Consider the following 16727-nt stretch of genomic DNA (forward strand, 5'->3'; position numbering starts at 1 on the left):
TTAATAAAGGCTTTACAAAATTATTTCATGATTTTTTCAACATGAAAGGCGGGAATAATATTATGATTGAATTTACCTGGAAAGTCTTTGAGGAAACTGGAAGTATTGATACGTATTTGCTATTTAAAGAGTTAGAAAAAGATCGTCAAGATGAGCCGTTAAATACAGATCACGAATTTTCTGAATTGGATTTTCCCATTTCATAGACGTGGTTTGTTTTCACCCAAAGTATTAAGTGCTTTGGAAGGATGAAAACTATGCTACAAAAATGTGAAGGCATTGTCATTAGGTCAACAGATTATGGTGAAACAAATAAAATAGTAACAGTATATACGCGTGAATTCGGGAAAATAGGAGTAATGGCAAGGGGGGCGAAAAAGCCTAATAGTCGCCTCTCAGCCATTTCTCAAATTTTTACATACGGATATTTTTTAATTCAGACAAGTACTGGATTAGGTACGATGCAACAAGGTGAAATGATTTCTTCGATGCGTACAATTCGTGAAGACATTTTCAAAACTGGTTATGCAGCGTATATTGTCGATCTCTTAGATAAAGGTGTAGACGATAAAAATCCAAATCCTTTTCTTTTCGAACTTTTAATGCAGACATTAAATTATATAAATGATGATTATGATAACGAAATCATAACGAATATTTTTGAAATGAAAATGTTAAATGTTCTAGGTTTATATCCAGTAATGGATCAATGTGCAATTTGTGGTAATCAAGATGGAAAATTTGCATTTTCTATTCGTGAAAATGGATTAATTTGTCATAGATGTTTTGAACGAGATCCTTATCGAATTTCGCTTTCCCAAAGTACGCTTAAATTGTTACGATTATTTTATTATTTTGATCTATCACGACTTGGTCAAATTTCAGTAAAGGAAGAAACAAAAAAAAAATTACGAATGATTATTTCAATGTATTATGACGAATATTCGGGTTTACACTTAAAATCCAAAAAGTTTTTAGAGCAAATTGATAAATTTAAAGACATGCTATAATAATAAAACTCTCGCTTAAATATAATGTTGAGGGTTTTATTTTTTTGGATTTAGCAAAAATCTTTTCAATACTGTTAAATAGTATATAATAATTAAAGTATAAGTATAACTCTTTAACGATTTTTTTATGTTAGGTGGTGAAGAAAATAGAACTAAACAAAAGGCAGGAGACAATATTACAAATTGTTAAAGATAATGGTCCTATAACTGGTGAACATATTGCAGAAAAGTTAAATCTTACGAGGGCAACGTTAAGACCGGATTTAGCTATTTTAACGATGGCTGGATATTTGGATGCAAGGCCTAGAGTTGGTTATTTCTATACAGGAAAATCGAGTGCCCAGCTATTAACGGAAAGTTTAAAGAACATTTTTGTTAAAGACTATCAGTCGATGCCGGTTGTGGTTAATGAAAACATATCGGTATATGATGCAATTGTTACGGTTTTTTTGGAGGATGTTGGTACACTATTTGTCGTTGACGAAAATCTTTTATTAGTTGGTGTCCTTTCCCGGAAAGATTTGTTACGGGCAAGTATCGGAAAGCAAGAACTCTCTTCTTTACCAGTGAATATTATAATGACAAGAATGCCGAATATTACGATGTGTAAAAAAGATGATTTACTAATCGATGTTGCAAAAAAATTAATTGAAAAACAAATCGATTCAATTCCGGTTGTAAAAGAAACGACAACAAATGGTTATGAGGTAATTGGCAGAGTAACGAAAACAAATATAACAAAAGCATTTGTAGCACTAGCAGATGAAGATTTATAGTAAAGGATGGTGACCTTTAAATGACAAGACCAATTATATATGTTGTTTCCGATTCAGTTGGCGAAACAGCTGAATTAGTAACAAAGGCTGCCATTAGTCAATTTAATGGAAAAGATGCAGAAATTAAACGTTTTCCATATGTAGAAGATTACCAGCATATTGATGAGGTAGTTTCATTGGCTAAGCTGAATCATGGAGTAATTATCCATACTTTAGTTAAGCCGCAAATGAGAGTATATTTAAAAAAACAGGCCTTAGATCAAAAAGTAAATGAAGTTGACATTATTGGTCCATTAATGGATAAATTCCAAGAATTGTATCATAAAGAACCGTTGTGTGAGCCAGGATTAGTTAGAAAATTGGATGATGATTATTTTAAAAAGGTTGAAGCGATTGAGTTTGCTGTAAAGTATGATGATGGCCGAGATCCGAGAGGGATTCTTCGGGCAGATATCATTTTAGTCGGTGTTTCAAGAACATCAAAAACCCCGTTATCACAGTACCTCGCGCATAAACGTTTTAAAGTGGCTAATGTACCTCTTGTTCCGGAAGTGGATCCACCCGAAGAACTTTTTAAAGTATCTCCTGAAAAATGCTTTGGACTCAAAATTAGCCCCGAAAAACTTAATTATATTCGAAAAGAACGACTACTAGCACTTGGCTTAAATGATGAAGCAAGTTATGCAAATATTAATCGTATTAAAACGGAGTTGAATTATTTCGATTCAATTGTTTCAAAAATCGGATGTAATGTCATTGATGTAACAAATAAAGCGGTAGAAGAAACAGCGAATATCATTATTAATATGAAGCGACTATAGAATTAAGAGGATGTCTGATAAGTATTTCATTATGCTATTGGACATCCTCGTAATTTTATAGCGGTCTGAAGTAGTAATTTTTTGTTAAAATGAAAATTAAAGATATAAGTAAAAATATATGGTCAAGAATGAGAAAATATACTATAATAAAAAATTGTGATAAAAATGTATTTAAAATAGGTTTAGAGTCATGGATTAAGGAATAAACTAACTATTGGGATATGTCAAGTTTCTAAACCTAGAAAAATTCGACAAAAATAAAAAAATACAATCAGAGTTTGGAAAAGAAAGAAGGATTCTGTGGAGTGATGTAGAATAGTTACTAATACAGAAAGAAAAGGAACAACTATTTTTGTTGATGCGGATGCATGTCCAGTAAAACAAGAAATCATATCAGTAGCAATAAAATATAGTTTGCCTTATTTATTTATCGCTTCATATGCGCATAAATCAAATAAACATGATGAACGATGGATATATGTTGATCCAGACAAGGAATCAGCAGATCTTTATATTATGAATCATGTTAAAAAAAATGACATAGTTATCACACAAGATATTGGGCTTGCAAGTCTCGTGCTACCTAAGCGGGTATTTGCTCTTTCTCCTAGAGGCAAGGAATATAAGGAAGAAGCAATCCAAACAGCACTTGACTTTCGGTATTTGGCTGCAAAAGCTAGACGTAGAGGGAAATATGAAAAAGGACCAAAACCCTTTACAGAACATGATAGGCAATCCTTTATTAATAAATTTGAGGAGATTTTGTCGAATATTGTAGTAAAGTAGAAATATTAAATTTAATTGGGGATGTTTTCGTGGTTGGAATTATTCCTGAGGATAAAATCAATGAAATACGTCAATCAATAGATATAGTAGATATTATCGGGGAATATGTACATCTAAAAAAACAGGGCAGAAATTATTTTGGCCTATGTCCCTTCCATGGTGAAAATACTCCATCCTTTTCAGTTTCAACTGATAAGCAAATTTACCATTGCTTTGGTTGCGGTGCCGGTGGGAATGTTATTTCATTTTTAATGGATATTGATGGATTGAGTTTTCAAGAAGCTGTAATGAAGCTTGCAGAAAAAGGTAAGGTACATTTAGAACTTGAAAAAGGATTAAATGACCATACTTCTAAAACAAAAGACACTTCAGAAGAGAAACAAATGAAGGAAGCATATGAGCTTCTCCAAAAGTTTTACCATCATTTATTGGTAAATACTACTGAAGGTCAACATGCGTTAGAATATCTTCTTGGGCGTGGTTTTTCAAAAAACAGTATTGAAAAATTCCAAATTGGTTATTCTCTTCCAAGTTGGGACTTTACCGTGAAATGGTTAAACAAGCGTGGATTTCAATTACCTTTATTAGAAAAAGCTGGTCTCATAATAAAAAGAGAAAGCGATGAATCATATTTTGATCGTTTTCGAAATAGAATTATGTTTCCAATCCAAAATTCGAAAGGGGAAACGATAGCCTTTGCCGGTAGAGCTATTGAAAAAGAAGACCAACCTAAATATTTAAATAGTCCAGAAACAATCCTTTTTAATAAAAGTAATATTTTATACAACTATTACCGTGCGAAAGGATTTATTAAAAAACAGCAGCAGGCCATTTTATTTGAAGGTTTCGCTGATGTTATATCTGCTGATACAGCTGAAATTTTTAATGGTATAGCTACGATGGGCACATCGTTAACAGAACAGCACGTTCAGTTAATTAGAAGAATGACAGATTCCGTTACGATTTGTTATGATTCGGATTTTGCAGGTATTGAAGCAGCTTATAGAGCCGGAAAAATGCTTTCTGAGCAAAACTGTAATATTCGTATAGCAAGGATGCCCGAAGGATTAGACCCTGATGACTACATAAAAAAATACGGAGCCGAAAAGTTTCGTCAAGATGTAATAGGGGCAAGTCTAACGTTTATGTCCTTCAAAATGGAATATTTCCGTTTAGGAAAAAATCTTCAAAATGAAGGAGAAAAGCTACAATATATAGAAAAGATTATAGAAGAAATTACAAATCTTGATAAAGCAGTAGAAAGAGATCATTACTTAAGGCAGTTGGCAGATGAATTTTCGATATCTTTAGATGCATTAAAACAACAACAGAAACAAATATTTTATGCAACTAAAAAAAATCGGCATCACCAAAAAGAGGTAAAGACGAAAAGATTTTATACTGAACAAAAAAATCGTTTATTTCCGGCTCATCATACTGCGGAAAGACGTTTACTTGCCCACATGCTGCAAGATGCTGATGTAGCATTTAAAATAAAAGAATTATTAAATGGAATTATTCTATACTATGATGAACATCAAGCGATTCTGACCTATTTACTTGGTTTTTATGAGGAAGGAAATGAGCCTGATACGAGTAAGTTTTTACTCATTCTTCCTGATGAAAAATTGCGAGGAATCGTAACTGAACTTGAAATGATGCCACTAAATAGCGAAGTTACTGATCGTGAAATTGAGGATTATGTATATCAAGTGTTGAAACATCAAAAGATGTTAAAAATAAAGGAAAAAGAAAACTTGCAAAAGAAAGCGGAGCAAGAAAATGATAGGGAAAAGGCGTTGAGCCTTGCAGTTGAAATCTTACAACTCCGGAAATCCTTATAAATTCTGTAGTTGGTTGAAATACTTGGAAGGAGGGGGACAAATGGCTGAAAAATCAGCTCGTTCCAAAGAAATTGAATCCGAATTAACTCTTGATCAAGCTAAAGAGCAATTAGTTGAGCGTGGTAAAAAAAGAGGTATATTAACATATGAAATAATCTCAAGTAAATTAGGTCATTTCGAATTAGATTCTGAGCAAATGGATGAATTTTATGAATATTTAGGTGACCAAGGGATTGAGATTACAGAAGAAAATGATGATGAAGATGAGGATGCTCCAAACATTCATGAACTAGAGAAAGATGATGAAGAATTTGATCTAAATGATTTAAGTGTTCCTCCAGGTGTAAAAATAAATGACCCGGTCCGAATGTATTTAAAGGAAATTGGCCGAGTAGACTTACTTTCTGCTGAAGAAGAGATCTCTCTTGCTAAGCGTATTGAACAAGGCGATGAAGAAGCGAAAAGACGACTTGCAGAAGCAAATTTACGTTTAGTAGTTAGTATTGCTAAAAGATACGTTGGGCGCGGTATGCTTTTCTTGGACCTAATTCAAGAAGGTAATATGGGACTAATTAAAGCAGTTGAAAAATTTGATTATGATAAAGGGTTTAAATTTAGTACGTATGCAACTTGGTGGATACGTCAAGCGATTACACGTGCGATTGCGGACCAAGCCCGTACGATTCGTATTCCAGTTCACATGGTTGAGACAATTAATAAATTAATTCGCGTTCAACGACAATTATTACAAGACTTAGGTCGTGAACCATCTCCTGAAGAAATAGCAGAAGAAATGGATTTAACTCCGGAAAAGGTAAGAGAAATCTTAAAGATTGCTCAAGAGCCAGTTTCATTGGAGACTCCAATAGGTGAAGAAGACGATTCCCATCTAGGTGATTTTATCGAAGATCAAGACGCAACTTCACCATCTGAACATGCTGCATATGAATTATTAAAAGAACAATTAGAAGATGTTTTAGACACGTTAACTGATCGTGAAGAAAATGTTCTCCGACTTCGTTTTGGACTTGATGACGGCCGTACAAGAACCCTTGAAGAAGTAGGCAAGGTATTCGGTGTTACTCGAGAAAGAATACGTCAAATTGAAGCCAAAGCCCTACGCAAACTTCGTCATCCAAGCAGAAGTAAACGATTAAAGGATTTCTTAGAATAATACTAAATTTGAAATAGTTTACTTCTTCGGAAGTAAGCTATTTTTTTGAAAAGAAAAAAGGATATTTCACGCTTTTTGTCGAAAGTTTTTAACAGGATGTGTTGCATATTGGATTCTTCACGAAAAGAAGTAATAATTAATGAAATCATTTATTGGAAAAACCATAAAATGCTACCGGACCATTATTGCGATTATTTACTTGCCTTGTATAGTGAAGGTGAGCTAAATAATGAAATAAGTGACGTTAACAAAAGAAAACATGGAGGAAAGTTTGGTATTTTTCTTTTCATCCTTTGTTTAATTGTCAGCGTATCATTATTTGTCATTTATTTTACTGAATTAGCTTTTATTTTGCAAACGATGATTTTGACAAGTTTTGTCGTTTTTTTACTAATTTTAGGTTTTTATTATTCTAACAAAGAATTTTGGTATTCTATTTTTTATATTGGAGCTGCATTTTTATTTTTACTTTTATCTATCCATATTATTGAAAAGTTATTTAATAATAATTCATTAGCACTTTATATTACGCTTTTTTTTAATTGCTTTATTTGGTTACTAACGGGATGGCGGATGAAATTACTTTATTTTATTATCTCTGGTGTATTAGGTATTTTAGTATTAATTATTTATCTTAATATAACAGGATAATTTTTAAAGCTTTAAAAAGTTGAGAATATTCTTCTACTTACATTATAATGTTAAATGAAAGCGGCTTCAAGAAAAAAGGGGGATATGTGCAATGGATTTTAGTCTTACAGCAGAACAAGCAATGATCCGGCGAACAATTAAAGAGTTTGCCGCGGAAGAAGTTGAAAAAGGGGCATTGGAAAGAGATAGTAATAAAGAGTTCCCAAAGGAAATATTTAATAAATTATCGGATTTAGGGATGATGGGTCTGCCATTTCCTGAAGAATATGGTGGAGCAGGTGCAGATACAATAAGTTTTGCCATTGTAGTCGAAGAATTAAGTAAAGCTTGCGGCTCAACAGGTATCACTTACTCTGCCCATATATCTTTAGGCGGGGCACCCATTAATATGTTTGGAACGAAGGCTCAAAAGGAGAAATACTTAGTTCCAATCTGTACAGGCGAATCACTCGGTGCCTTTGGGTTGACTGAACCAACTGCTGGATCAGATGCCGGCGGAACACAAACAACAGCAGTCGAGGACGGAGATAACTTTGTAATTAATGGGAATAAGTGCTTTATTACGAATGCTAGCTATGCTAAATACTTAGCGTTAACTGCTGTTACCGGTATGGAAAACAATAAAAAAGAAATAAGCGCAATCATTGTTCCAACTGATTCTGAAGGATTTTCAGTAATAAATAATTATGAAAAAATGGGGCTTCATGCTTCAAATACAACGGAATTAGTTTTGGAAGAGGTAAGAGTGCCAAAAGAAAATCTGTTAGGTGAACGAGGACAAGGATTTAAACAATTTTTGGCTACTTTAGACGGTGGAAGAATAGGGATTGGTGCGATGGCAGTTGGTATCGCACAAGCCGCTTATGAAAAAGCATTACAATATGCAAAAGAAAGAAAGCAATTTGGTCGTTCTCTATCACAATTTCAAGTAACACAATTTAAAATTGCCGATATGGCAATGAAAATTGAACTTGCAAGAAATATGGTTTATAAGGCTGCTTGGCTTAAAGATCAAGGCAAACCATTCTCTAAAGAAGCAGCAATGTGCAAACTCTATGCTTCAGAAATATGTATGGAAATAACGAACCAAGCTGTACAAATACATGGTGGGAACGGGTATATGAAAGATTATCATGTAGAGCGATTTATGAGGGATGCAAAACTTCTTGAAATTGGAGAGGGAACATCAGAAGTACAAAGAATGGTCATTTCACGTGAAGTTGGCTGCTATTAACAAAATTATTTAGGGCTTCAATGAAAAAATATCTTTGGAAATAATATTTTTGCACATACTAAAGAAGGAAAAAGTCAAAACTTCATCAAAATTTGATGGAGTTTTTGTCTAATTTCCGAAAAAATATGGAATCTTTCTCGTTAGGGCTTTCCCTCCCAATGTTTTTCGAGTAAAATAAAGTTGTTTGTATAATGTATTTATTTATTAGGTTTCTTACATAAGGAGGTATATCATGAAACGTAATCCAGTAATACCTTATCTTTTGATTTGTGTATTGGGAATTGTGCTTGTTTTCTTTTTATCTGTTAAAGGATTAGGTGATGCGAAAGAAATCGCAAAAGAAAAAGAAAACGGGGGAAAAGAAAAGGTAACAGAAAAATTTGAACCAGAGGCTTTTGCAAAGCAAACATGTATTGGTTGCCATGGTAACAACTTAGAAGGTGGAGCAGGTCCGAATTTACACGGTCTTGGAGCGAAACTTGGTAAAGACAAGGTGAAAGATGTTTTAGCAAACGGAACTTCCGGCGGTATGCCTGGTGGACTAGTTAAACCTGAAAATATTGATGCAATGGCAGATTGGCTTGTAAAGCTTAAATAATTATGTCAATTGTTCAAGTTTGTTTATAAAAAGAGTTCTTTGCATTGTGCAAAGAGCTTTTTTTTGTATATTATATAAAGTAATTCAGTTAAATTAATGATTAAAGTGGTGAAATGATGAATATAGACAAGCTTTCAATAAGGCTGGAGACGGTAAGCAAATACATAATTAAGGATTCAATTTTTGCGGATATAGGATCTGACCATGCTTATTTACCTTGTTATGCAATTAATAAAGGATTGGCCAAGGCAGCGATTGCCGGTGAAATTGTTGATGGACCTTATCAAACTGCCCTCCAACAAGTAAAAGAAGCGAAACTTGAAAACAAAATTTCCGTACGCAAAGGTGACGGACTTGAAGTGATCGAAGCTAATGAAGTTGATTGTATCACTATTGCAGGGATGGGTGGTGGACTGATTACTTCTATTCTTGAAAAAGGGGCAGAACGTTTAGAAGGCGTACAACGATTAATTCTACAACCTAATATTGGTGCACATCATATCCGTAATTGGTGTGTACAAAATAATTGGGAGCTAATAAATGAGGAAATAATTGAAGAAGACGAAAAAATTTATGAAATATTAGTTGCTAGTAAAATTCAAACGAATGAGTCATACAAACTAACCGATGCAAGTTTATTGTTGGGACCGTTTCTTATGAAGGAAAAAAATGAGGCGTTTAAAAAGAAATGGACAGAGGAATTAAAGCAATGGAAGAATATTTTAGAAAAAATGAACGAAGCCGAAGATCCCGACAAAATCTCTGAAAGAAAAGAACAGTTAAAGAAAAACATCATGCTAGTGAAAGAGGTATTAAAATGAAAACAGTAAATGGTTATGAAATCATTCAATTGTTCGAAAGCTTTTCTCCGAAAAAATATGCCATGGAAGGGGATCCAATTGGATTACAAATTGGCAAATTGAATAAACCGATTAAAAATGTAATGATCGCCTTAGATATTTTGGATCAAGTAGTCGATGAAGCGATTGAAAAGAATGTCCAATTAATTATCGCCCATCATCCTCTTATTTTTCGTCCTTTAAAAAACCTATTGACAGAACAGGCACAAGGGAAAATAATTGAAAAATTGATTAAACATGATATTGCCGTCTATGCAGCCCATACAAACTTAGATGTTGCGATTGGAGGTGTAAATGATTTACTAGCAGAAGCCCTTCAATTGCAAAATACAGAAGTGTTAGATCCTACATACGAAGATAAATTAAAAAAATTAGTTGTATATGTTCCGGTTGATTATGAAGAAGAGGTACGAAATGCAATCGGTAAGGCCGGCGCGGGTGCGATTGGACAATATAGTCATTGTTCTTTTTCTTCAGAAGGGACGGGACGTTTTTTACCAAGTGAACATTCCTCACCATTTATTGGGGCAAAAGGAAAGTTAGAGTCCGTAAAGGAAAATAAAATTGAAACGATCATTCCCGCATCGATTGAAAAAAGAGTTATTACGGCGATGATAAAAGCACATCCATATGAAGAAGTGGCATACGATATATACCCACTAGAAAATAAAGGGCAAGTTTTAGGTTTAGGCAGAATCGGTATGTTAAATGAAGAAATGTCGCTGGAGCAATTTGCAGAACATGTGAAGAAAACGTTAGAAGTGAATACAGTAAGGGTTGTTGGGGATTTACATGCTCGAATTAATAAAGTAGCTGTTTTAGGCGGCGACGGCAATAAATACTTTTCGAAGGCGAAGTTTAAAGGTGCGGATGTCTTTGTTACGGGTGACTTTTATTATCATAATGCCCATGATGCGATGCAAATGGGACTCAATATTATCGATCCCGGGCATAATGTTGAAAAGGTAATGAAAAAAGGGGTTGCTGAGAGATTAAGCAAAATGTGTAAGGATAAAGGATACAGTGTTCAATTTATCCCCTCAACGATTCATACAGACCCATTTACATTTGTATAAAAAATAAAAATCCCAAATGGGATTTTTATTTTTGAGTTAATTTTTTTACCTTTGGCAGTATTTTATTTAATGGAACCTTTTTTTCACGATGCCAAGTTTCTTCATTGGCTGGATCAAATTGATCGATAAAGGCGATTACTTCACGGACAATTGGTGTAGGCGTAGATGCACCGGCAGTAACAGCAACTTTTTTAGCGTCTTTAATCCATTCAATTTGGATTTCAGATATATCGGCAATACGATATGCTTTCGTGTGGGCAATTTGTTCGGAAACTTGTGCTAGACGGTTTGAATTATTGCTTTTTGGATCACCAACAACAATGAGAACATCGGCTTCCCCAGCTTGTTCGGCAACTGCTTCTTGTCTTACTTGTGTAGCTAAACAGATCTCTTTATGCTGCTCAACATAAGGGTATTTCTCTTTGACTTTCTCCATGATGTCGAGAACATCCCATTGGCTCATTGTTGTCTGGTTTGTAACAATCAATTTTTTATTTTGAACTTCTAACTGCTCTACATCCTCAAGAGTTTCAACTAAATGGACAATTTCAGGCGCAACTCCGACAGCTCCTTCTGGTTCTGGGTGTCCTTTTTTGCCAATATAGATTACATCATAGCCTTCAGCCTTTTTTTGACGAATGAGGTCATGTGTTTTCGTTACATCGGGACAAGTTGCATCAATCGTAACGAGTCCTTTTTTCTTGGCTATTTCTCTTACTTCTGGTGAAACACCGTGCGCAGTAAATATAACTGTGCCTTTTTCTACTTTTTCGAGAATTTCTTTACGATTCTTTCCGTCTAGAGTAATAATTCCTTCTTCAGCGAAAGCATCTGTTACATGTTTATTATGAACAATCATACCCAATATATAGATTGGGCGTGGTAAAGTCTTATCTAAAGCAGCGTTTCGTGCAATAACCATTGCATCGACAACACCATAGCAATATCCACGGGGGGAAATTTTCATTACCTCCATGTTTCATCCTCCTGACTAAAGGTATGTCATTGTTGCGAATACTATTTATCTAGTACATCCTTTACATTATATTAAAATTCCAATGATAATACAAAAGAAAGATTAGAAATGAGCTGGAAATAGAAAAAACCGCTATGAAAAAACTTCATAACGGCTGTATAATAAATTATATATATAATTTAGGTACAGATTCACCTGTTACATTTTTTTTTGGTGTTGAAGTAGTCTTCGATTTAATTTTAACTGTTTGTGAACTAGTTTTTCTCTTCTTTCCTGTTTTACTTGATTTTGATTTTGTATCATTTACTACGTGGGTACTAGATTCTTCATTCGATTCATTTCCAATTGTACTTTCATTTGTTTCATCTTCAACGTCATCATTATCATCTTCTGTATCTGTACTTTTTAGACCTTTGTACATTTTCCACATGGCAGGTAAATTTTTAACTAGTGGTCCGTATTGTTGAACCATAGGACCGATTTGCTGAGCCGTTCTGAGCACATTTTGGGTATTATTTAAAAATGTACCGATTTTACCCGGATTAGCAATATTCCCTATATTACTAAGAAGACCTCCTCCACTGCCAGCGCGCTGAAAACCCGCGGCTGCATTGGCTATATTGCCTGCTTGGGATGTTGCTCCGCGTTGAAACAAGCGCGAAAGTAACCCACCACCACTTGCAGGATTGGGACTACCACCGGGAAATCCTCTCATACCAAATGGAGATGAACGACCTATTGCCTGCATGGGTCCTTGAAACATACCGCCCGAATTCATCGGTGGCCGCGGCATATTGCCTCCAAAAAATCTTGGCATCGGAGCATTATTCATCTGAGGAAATATATTTGGCGGCGGCAAAAGTTTTCCTCCTTTCTTATTAAATTTACTTCTATATTACAATATGCACGTTTTTATAAAACGTCTTTTACTTTTGTATGAGTGGAAGTTTTAGTTATTGTCGATTATAATAACAAAATGGACTTCGGTAATGGAAAATGTCCTTTATAAGGAGAGTGTAATATGAACGATAATAAATTTTCAATATTTCAGTTTAATTCCTATATAGATAAGGCGATAAGTGAGTTAGGCTTTTATGAACCAACAGAAATTCAAAAAAAGATGATCCCAACTATTTTACGGGGGGAAAGTGCAATCGGACAATCTCAAACGGGGACGGGGAAAACGCACGCATACCTATTGCCGATCATTCAATCGATTAATCCGGAAGTACAGGAAGTACAAGCAGTTATAACAGCTCCAACACGGGAGCTTGCTAATCAAGTCTATCATGAAATTTTAAAGATAACGAAGTTTTATGAGGATCAATCGATTATTTCCCGTTGTTTTATAGGTGGGACGGATAAACAACGTACGATTGAAAAGTTGAAAAACCAGCCACAAATTGTTGTAGGTACTCCGGGCAGAATTAATGACTTAATTCGAGAGCAGGCATTATTTGTCCATACGGCAAAAACATTAGTCGTAGATGAAGCAGATTTAATGTTAGATATGGGCTTCCTTTATGATGTCGATCAAATTGCGGGCCGTATGCCTAAAGAATTGCAAATCCTTGTTTTTTCAGCAACGATTCCGGAAAAATTAAAACCATTCCTTAAAAAGTATATGGAAAATCCAATATATGAGCATGTTCAGCCGAAGCATATATCAGCCGAAAATATTAAACATCTTTTAATCCCTTTACGAAGCAGGGAAAAAATCGATTTATTGACGGATATGTTAAAAACATTTAATCCGTATTTGGCAATTGTATTTACGAATACGAAATCGATGGCAGATGAAGTTGCCGATAAATTGATTGAAAAGGGATTAAAAGTTGGTAGAATCCATGGGGATTTATCGCCGCGTGAACGGACAAAAATGATGAAACAAATTAGAAACCTTGATTATCAATATATCGTAGCAACAGATCTTGCTGCACGTGGAATCGATATCGAAGGCATAAGCCATGTAATTAATTATGAGCTTCCACAAGATCTTGATTTTTATGTACACCGTGCAGGGAGAACAGCAAGAGCGGGGCATTCAGGAATTTCAGCAACGATTTATACACCATCTGATGAAGATGCATTAAATCGCCTTGAAAAAATGGGCATTATTTTTGAGTATAAGGATTTACAAAAAGGTGAATGGGTAGCAATTACAGAAAGAAATAAAAGAAAGAATCGAAAAAAACAGTCCGATGAAATTGAAAATAAGGCAAGAAATTTAGTAAAGAAACCAAAGAAGGTAAAACCTGGATATAAAAAGAAAATTAATCAACAAGTCGAGCAAATTAAAAAGCGAGAAAGAAAGCTGCAAAAGCGTAAATAGATTATTTTTAGGGAGTGTGGAGAATGTTAAAACTTGGATCACATGTATCAATGAGTGGTAAGAAAATGTTGCTTGGAGCAAGTGAAGAGGCTGTTTCTTATGGTGCAAATACGTTTATGATATATACGGGAGCTCCACAAAATACGCGACGTAAAAAGATAGAAGATCTTAATATTGAAGCGGGTATTTCCCATATGAAAGAAAACGGTATTGATGAAATTATCGTACATGCACCATACATCATTAATATTGGAAATACAGTAAATCCTTCTACTTATGAACTAGGAGTAAATTTCTTACGTTCTGAAATCGAAAGAACAGAAGCGATTGGAGCTAGGCAAATTGTGCTTCACCCTGGGGCACATGTCGGTGAAGGAGCAGATAAGGGGATTGAACAAATAATTAAAGGCTTAAATGAAGTTCTTACTGCAGACCAAAATGTTCAAATCGCACTTGAAACAATGGCTGGTAAAGGTTCTGAATGTGGTAGATCTTTTGAGGAACTGGCAAAAATTATTGATGGTGTTCATTTAAATGATAAGTTATCAATTTGTTTTGATACATGTCATACACATGATGCTGGTTATGATATTGTAAATAATTTTGATGGTGTTCTTGAAGAGTTTGATCGATTAATTGGGATTGATCGAATTAAAGTATTACACATAAATGACAGTAAAAATGTGACAGGGGCAAGGAAAGATAGACATGAAAATATTGGATTTGGACATATTGGATTCAAAGCTTTAAATGATATTGTTCATCATCCACAACTAGCAGATATTCCGAAGATATTAGAAACTCCTTTTGTCGGAGAGGATAAGGCAAATAAAAAAGCCCCATATAAGTATGAAATAGCAATGTTAAAAAATAAGCAGTTTAATGAGAAGATGATTGAAGAAATTATTAATCATTAAGATTTAGCATTCACAATAAAGCATTGAGGGATTTTTCCCTCAATGCTTTATTACTTCGTGAATTGAACAAATATTCGGTTGATTTCTTTTGCTGTTTCAGGCCCAGTAATTTTCGCTACTTCTTTTATCAGTTTGGTTCGTTGTTTATCGTCAAATATGTTATAAGATTTTCCTCGTAAATATGCAGCAATCTTATTTGCGTCACTTTTAGATAGCCGGACATTAAATTGTTTTGCATATTTTAATAATTCTTCTCCTGTGATTATGTTAATTTTGTAATTAATCACATTTTGTAGTAATTTCATCTGCACATCACTCCTCTTTTGATACATATGAATAGGACAAACGAAATGTTCCAATTCATTTTGTTTTTTATAGAAAAGTGTAGGCGGAGTGTGTAAGTTTACATTAAGGAAAATCTCATGTATAATTTTTTTATGGAATAAATCGTAATCATTCTTAATAGCATTCATTAAAGTAGGTGTTATATAAAATGCATGTTACTAGTGCGATTCAAACATTGAAAGACAAAGGGTTTAAGCATACCGGAAAACGGGAACAAATGCTAGAATTATTTGCTGCTAATAACAAGTATTTAACAGCACGGGATGTTCTGGAATATATGAAAGATGATTATCCAGGATTGAGCTTCGATACTATATATAGAAATTTATCTTTATTTGTTGAATTAGGGATTCTTGAAGCAACGGAATTATCGGGGGAAAAGAATTTTCGTTTTAGCTGTTCAACAAATAATCACCATCATCATTTTATTTGTTTAGAATGTGGAAAAACGAAAGAAATTCAAACGTGTCCGATGAATATTTTGGATGAAGACTTAGTAGGATATAATGTTTCAGGTCATAAATTTGAAATTTATGGAAAATGTCCGGATTGCATAAAATAAAAAATCATAAGATCCTGTCTTATGATTTTTTATTTATACTTAGTTTGTTACTTTACTTTTCATCTTCAACCATTTTTCTACCCATATTTCAGCTTCATGCCAATTTTTTACCCGAACGACTCCTTCAGGAATAGGATCTTGATTATAAGGTGTATCGAATAAAATAACTGGTATTTGTAATTGTTCATGTATCATTACTGCATTGTCATGTTTATCCTCAAAAAAGAGATCAACCTGATATTTTTTTGCTACTTCTACTTTATTATGTGATCCGATTAATTCAATGTGGTGGTAAAATAAATCATTTGTATTAAACCAATTTTCTGTAACGTCGATTAAATTCGAACTTCTCGCACTTATGAAATATAGCTCAAACTTTTCTTTCCATTTTGTTAAAACTTCTTTTGCCCCTTTAGCAAGCGGTGATTCACCATACATCCTCGGTTCTGTTTTAACAAACCATTCATAAAAAGCTTTTGGGTCAACGTCAATGACATTTGTGAGTTCGTATTCTGTAATATCATCTAAAGTTAATTGTAATTGAAACGCTTCATTTATATAGGGAAGTAAAGAATTTGGGTGGGTTACAGTTCCGTCAATGTCGATTCCAAATTTCATTTTCATCAAATAACTACTCCTTTATAAGCTCAATAAAAATTTACACCATAAAAAGTGTATCATACTATTATGAAACTGAACAAAAATTACATCATTCATTGCTGGAAAAGATTGTTATGATGAAACAATAACATTCAGTACACAATA

Annotated in this window: 19 protein-coding genes; 15 read left to right on the top strand and 4 right to left on the bottom strand. The window is 34.0% G+C overall.

Features of this window, described 5'->3' with window-relative positions; all coding sequences use genetic code 11:
- Window positions 1–62 precede the first annotated feature (62 nt).
- The 12 genes from B5V89_RS03270 (at window position 63) to B5V89_RS03325 (ending at window position 10830) form a co-directional block, all read left to right on the top strand.
- Window positions 63–206: a YqzL family protein gene (locus tag B5V89_RS03270; protein WP_066225973.1), complete on the top strand. Its 144-nt coding sequence runs from the start codon at window positions 63–65 to the stop codon at window positions 204–206.
- Between the two features lie 51 nt (window positions 207–257).
- The gene (gene recO, locus B5V89_RS03275; RefSeq protein ID WP_108070474.1) at window positions 258–1010 is read left to right on the top strand and encodes a DNA repair protein RecO; all 753 of its coding nucleotides are present in this window, start codon (window positions 258–260) and stop codon (window positions 1008–1010) included.
- A gap of 134 nt (window positions 1011–1144) precedes the next feature.
- The gene (gene ccpN / locus B5V89_RS03280) at window positions 1145–1786 is read left to right on the top strand and encodes a transcriptional regulator CcpN (RefSeq protein ID WP_108070476.1); all 642 of its coding nucleotides are present in this window, start codon (window positions 1145–1147) and stop codon (window positions 1784–1786) included.
- 20 nt (window positions 1787–1806) lie between these two features.
- The gene (locus B5V89_RS03285) at window positions 1807–2607 is read left to right on the top strand and encodes a pyruvate, water dikinase regulatory protein (RefSeq protein ID WP_066225963.1); all 801 of its coding nucleotides are present in this window, start codon (window positions 1807–1809) and stop codon (window positions 2605–2607) included.
- A gap of 348 nt (window positions 2608–2955) precedes the next feature.
- Complete coding sequence (locus B5V89_RS03290) at window positions 2956–3393, top strand: YaiI/YqxD family protein (RefSeq protein WP_084347339.1); 438 nt, start codon at window positions 2956–2958, stop codon at window positions 3391–3393.
- Between the two features lie 29 nt (window positions 3394–3422).
- A complete protein-coding gene (gene dnaG / locus B5V89_RS03295) occupies window positions 3423–5237 on the top strand; it encodes a DNA primase (protein ID WP_108070478.1) in 1815 nt (604 codons plus the stop codon).
- A 40-nt stretch (window positions 5238–5277) separates the two neighbouring features.
- Window positions 5278–6411, top strand: coding sequence for an RNA polymerase sigma factor RpoD (gene rpoD, locus B5V89_RS03300; RefSeq protein ID WP_066225953.1), 1134 nt, complete (start codon window positions 5278–5280; stop codon window positions 6409–6411).
- A gap of 108 nt (window positions 6412–6519) precedes the next feature.
- Complete coding sequence (locus tag B5V89_RS03305) at window positions 6520–7062, top strand: hypothetical protein (protein WP_066225950.1); 543 nt, start codon at window positions 6520–6522, stop codon at window positions 7060–7062.
- A 91-nt stretch (window positions 7063–7153) separates the two neighbouring features.
- Window positions 7154–8296, top strand: coding sequence for an acyl-CoA dehydrogenase family protein (locus B5V89_RS03310; RefSeq protein ID WP_066225947.1), 1143 nt, complete (start codon window positions 7154–7156; stop codon window positions 8294–8296).
- 232 nt (window positions 8297–8528) lie between these two features.
- Complete coding sequence (gene cccA / locus B5V89_RS03315) at window positions 8529–8894, top strand: cytochrome c550 (protein ID WP_066225944.1); 366 nt, start codon at window positions 8529–8531, stop codon at window positions 8892–8894.
- 116 nt (window positions 8895–9010) lie between these two features.
- Entirely contained in the window at window positions 9011–9715 is a 705-nt protein-coding gene (locus B5V89_RS03320; protein WP_066225941.1) for a tRNA (adenine(22)-N(1))-methyltransferase, read from the top strand.
- Window positions 9712–10830, top strand: a complete 1119-nt coding sequence (locus tag B5V89_RS03325; RefSeq protein WP_108070480.1) for a Nif3-like dinuclear metal center hexameric protein — start codon at window positions 9712–9714, stop codon at window positions 10828–10830. Before B5V89_RS03320 ends, B5V89_RS03325 begins: the two co-directional genes overlap by 4 nt.
- A 25-nt stretch (window positions 10831–10855) precedes the next feature.
- Here B5V89_RS03325 and B5V89_RS03330 read toward each other — a convergent pair whose 3' ends face one another.
- On the bottom strand, window positions 10856–11806 hold the full coding sequence (locus B5V89_RS03330) for a 4-hydroxy-3-methylbut-2-enyl diphosphate reductase (protein WP_066225936.1): 951 nt from the start codon (window positions 11804–11806) through the stop codon (window positions 10856–10858).
- 166 nt (window positions 11807–11972) lie between these two features.
- Window positions 11973–12665, bottom strand: a complete 693-nt coding sequence (gene vrrA / locus B5V89_RS03335; protein WP_066225934.1) for a VrrA/YqfQ family protein — start codon at window positions 12663–12665, stop codon at window positions 11973–11975.
- A gap of 162 nt (window positions 12666–12827) precedes the next feature.
- Here vrrA and B5V89_RS03340 point away from each other — a divergent pair, with 162 nt between their 5' ends.
- Together B5V89_RS03340 and B5V89_RS03345 are read left to right on the top strand one after the other, a co-directional pair.
- Entirely contained in the window at window positions 12828–14138 is a 1311-nt protein-coding gene (locus B5V89_RS03340; protein WP_108070482.1) for a DEAD/DEAH box helicase, read from the top strand.
- A 23-nt stretch (window positions 14139–14161) separates the two neighbouring features.
- Window positions 14162–15055, top strand: a complete 894-nt coding sequence (locus B5V89_RS03345) for a deoxyribonuclease IV (RefSeq protein WP_108070484.1) — start codon at window positions 14162–14164, stop codon at window positions 15053–15055.
- A 50-nt stretch (window positions 15056–15105) separates the two neighbouring features.
- Here the strand turns inward: B5V89_RS03345 and B5V89_RS03350 are convergent, their stop codons facing one another.
- Window positions 15106–15360: a DUF2624 domain-containing protein gene (locus B5V89_RS03350; RefSeq protein ID WP_066225927.1), complete on the bottom strand. Its 255-nt coding sequence runs from the start codon at window positions 15358–15360 to the stop codon at window positions 15106–15108.
- 188 nt (window positions 15361–15548) lie between these two features.
- On the opposite strand from B5V89_RS03350, the gene B5V89_RS03355 reads away from it, so the two are divergent.
- Complete coding sequence (locus tag B5V89_RS03355) at window positions 15549–15962, top strand: Fur family transcriptional regulator (RefSeq protein ID WP_107920086.1); 414 nt, start codon at window positions 15549–15551, stop codon at window positions 15960–15962.
- Window positions 15963–16001: 39 nt separating this feature from the next.
- Here B5V89_RS03355 and B5V89_RS03360 read toward each other — a convergent pair whose 3' ends face one another.
- On the bottom strand, window positions 16002–16586 hold the full coding sequence (locus tag B5V89_RS03360; protein ID WP_066225919.1) for a hypothetical protein: 585 nt from the start codon (window positions 16584–16586) through the stop codon (window positions 16002–16004).
- Window positions 16587–16727 lie beyond the last annotated feature (141 nt).

This window comes from Heyndrickxia sporothermodurans (assembly GCF_003055045.1).
In the GTDB taxonomy this organism is placed as follows: Bacteria; Bacillota; Bacilli; order Bacillales; family Bacillaceae_C; genus Heyndrickxia; species Heyndrickxia sporothermodurans.

Excerpts from the sequence above, each read along its gene's own strand:
- B5V89_RS03340 (WP_108070482.1), top strand. The coding sequence starts at position 12,828 with ATGAACGATAATAAATTTTCAATATTTCAGTTTAATTCCTATATAGAT.
- B5V89_RS03350 (WP_066225927.1), bottom strand. The coding sequence starts at position 15,360 with ATGAAATTACTACAAAATGTGATTAATTACAAAATTAACATAATCACA.
- B5V89_RS03310 (WP_066225947.1), top strand. The coding sequence starts at position 7,154 with ATGGATTTTAGTCTTACAGCAGAACAAGCAATGATCCGGCGAACAATT.
- B5V89_RS03330 (WP_066225936.1), bottom strand. The coding sequence starts at position 11,806 with ATGGAGGTAATGAAAATTTCCCCCCGTGGATATTGCTATGGTGTTGTC.
- cccA (WP_066225944.1), top strand. The coding sequence starts at position 8,529 with ATGAAACGTAATCCAGTAATACCTTATCTTTTGATTTGTGTATTGGGA.
- B5V89_RS03285 (WP_066225963.1), top strand. The coding sequence starts at position 1,807 with ATGACAAGACCAATTATATATGTTGTTTCCGATTCAGTTGGCGAAACA.
- B5V89_RS03320 (WP_066225941.1), top strand. The coding sequence starts at position 9,011 with ATGAATATAGACAAGCTTTCAATAAGGCTGGAGACGGTAAGCAAATAC.
- B5V89_RS03355 (WP_107920086.1), top strand. The coding sequence starts at position 15,549 with ATGCATGTTACTAGTGCGATTCAAACATTGAAAGACAAAGGGTTTAAG.
- B5V89_RS03325 (WP_108070480.1), top strand. The coding sequence starts at position 9,712 with ATGAAAACAGTAAATGGTTATGAAATCATTCAATTGTTCGAAAGCTTT.
- recO (WP_108070474.1), top strand. The coding sequence starts at position 258 with ATGCTACAAAAATGTGAAGGCATTGTCATTAGGTCAACAGATTATGGT.
- rpoD (WP_066225953.1), top strand. The coding sequence starts at position 5,278 with ATGGCTGAAAAATCAGCTCGTTCCAAAGAAATTGAATCCGAATTAACT.
- B5V89_RS03360 (WP_066225919.1), bottom strand. The coding sequence starts at position 16,586 with ATGAAAATGAAATTTGGAATCGACATTGACGGAACTGTAACCCACCCA.
- B5V89_RS03345 (WP_108070484.1), top strand. The coding sequence starts at position 14,162 with ATGTTAAAACTTGGATCACATGTATCAATGAGTGGTAAGAAAATGTTG.
- B5V89_RS03270 (WP_066225973.1), top strand. The coding sequence starts at position 63 with ATGATTGAATTTACCTGGAAAGTCTTTGAGGAAACTGGAAGTATTGAT.